Raw genomic sequence first — 1,804 nt, 5'->3', positions numbered from 1 at the left:
CTTCAAAAGCAGGATGACCCGCTACCGCTTCACTCGTCATCTCCAGACGCTCCTTACCGCTCGCCCCCGCCTGATGCTTGTGCGGAGGAATATGAGAAGGCATAAACCATACTTGATCCAGCCCATAGGCATCTCTTGCCGCTTCTCCAGCCAGCAGATGTCCAATATGAATCGGGTCAAATGTACCACCCATAATACCGATTTTCATAATTTTCTCCCCGCGTGTTATCCTCTAGGCAACTCGATTTCCTTATGATCACGGGATTCTTTGTACAAAATAATAGTGCTCCCGATGATCTGAACAAGCTCAGAACCTGTCTCCGCGGCCAGTTCTTCCGCAATTTCATGTTTGTCGTCCAAACAGTTGTTCAAAATTTGCACTTTCATCAGCTCACGTTTTTCAATCGCATCGTTGATGTGACGCATAAGATGCTCATTCGTACCGTTTTTGCCTACTTGAAAAACCGGGTCCAAATGATGCGCCATTGAACGCAAATATCTTTTTTGTTTACTTGTTAACATGTATATTTAACCCCTTCGTCGCCACATATGCAATGCAGCATTTCCATAATTTTAATGTACAATCTTACTTACGACAGGCTACTCAGCACAGCCACTCTCATTTGCTCTACAGCAGGGACAACCCCTGTAAAATACTCAAAAGCCACAGCCCCCTGGTACACGAACATGCCCAAGCCCCCATGTACAGTGCAGCCGCGCTGTTCACGGCTTTCCCGTAAAAGTCTCGTTTCCAGCGGATTGTAGATCAAATCACTCACAATGATTCCCTCCGGAATCAAGCTCGTTTCCAGTGGAAGTTCATCCGATAAAGGGGACATTCCCACCGAGGTTGTGTTAATCAACACATTCACTGTGGCGAGCACGTTCTTGGCATCCTCGTTGGAATAACCCCTCACTGGGATCGCCTCCGTCGTCCACTCTAATGCTAGTTGCTCAGCTTTGTCACGTGTTCGGTTCAAAATAATAACCGATTCCGGTTGCTCTTCCAATAGAGCATGAATTACGCCACGAGCAGCCCCTCCGGCTCCAAGAACAGCAATTCTTGCGCCCTTCAAATCGACAGAAGTCTCTTCTTTGAGGGAACGTACGTAGCCAATTCCGTCCGTGTTATAGCCCTTGAGCCGTCCATTGTCGTTCACTATCGTATTGACAGCGCCAATGAGTCTGGCCCCTTCATCAATCTCATCCAGATATTTCATAACCTCGACTTTATGGGGAATCGTCACATTGACTCCGCGGAAATGCATAGCGCGAATCCCCTTCATGGCATCTTCCAGCTGATCCGGTTTGACATGAAGAGGTACAAAATCTCCTTCAATCCCCGCTGCCTGTAAAGCTATTTTATGCATAAGAGGCGATTTGGAGTGCTTGATCGGATCACCCAATACGCCCAATAGTACAAGACCTTGTTCGGTCGCTTCAGACTCCCCGCTGTTCATCGTTGCTCTCCCCCATATTGCAAAATATTAGGCCGCACAAATACATGAATGGCGGCAGGAACCAGTACCTGTTCCTTGCCGCCCTATAACATGGTTACAGCAACGTTATATCAACGCAGGCCGCAAAAGCACACGGACTCCCCGACGAGCATGAACCGCAACCAGAGCTCCGTTCTCGCTATTCACTCTGATCCATCCCAAACCGGAAATGTAGATGTCCGATGGAGATTTGCGTGGAACGCGGAACTCATGTCTTGTCCATTCCGGCATTTCTGCCAATTGATTGCGTGTTGGCGGAGATAACAATTCCCCGGCATGATCAGTTGTTCGCTGATCATGCCGGG

General features: G+C 48.3%; 3 protein-coding genes and 1 pseudogene. All 4 read right to left on the bottom strand.

The window, feature by feature from the left end; translation table 11 throughout:
• Window positions 1-208, bottom strand: a 208-nt coding sequence (locus GRP75_RS26000) for a nicotinate-nicotinamide nucleotide adenylyltransferase (protein WP_160790770.1), incomplete at its 3' end; no start/stop codon positions are given.
• Between the two features lie 17 nt (window positions 209-225).
• On the bottom strand, window positions 226-522 hold the full coding sequence (gene yhbY / locus GRP75_RS25995; RefSeq protein ID WP_160790769.1) for a ribosome assembly RNA-binding protein YhbY: 297 nt from the start codon (window positions 520-522) through the stop codon (window positions 226-228).
• A 68-nt stretch (window positions 523-590) separates the two neighbouring features.
• Window positions 591-1,460, bottom strand: coding sequence for a shikimate dehydrogenase (aroE, locus tag GRP75_RS25990; RefSeq protein ID WP_160790768.1), 870 nt, complete (start codon window positions 1,458-1,460; stop codon window positions 591-593).
• A gap of 105 nt (window positions 1,461-1,565) precedes the next feature.
• Window positions 1,566-1,804, bottom strand: a pseudogene (locus GRP75_RS25985) (ribosome biogenesis GTPase YqeH); the annotation flags it as partial.

Origin of the sequence: Paenibacillus sp. OT2-17 (genome assembly GCF_009827695.1) — a bacterium.
Lineage (GTDB): Bacteria > Bacillota > Bacilli > Paenibacillales > Paenibacillaceae > Paenibacillus > Paenibacillus polymyxa_B.
The sequence above is the reverse complement of the archived record's forward strand: the minus strand, read 5'-3'. Positions and strand labels throughout refer to the sequence as shown.

Coding starts and splice junctions, on each gene's coding strand:
- yhbY (WP_160790769.1), bottom strand. CDS start 522: ATGTTAACAAGTAAACAAAAAAGATATTTGCGTTCAATGGCGCATCAT.
- aroE (WP_160790768.1), bottom strand. CDS start 1,460: ATGAACAGCGGGGAGTCTGAAGCGACCGAACAAGGTCTTGTACTATTG.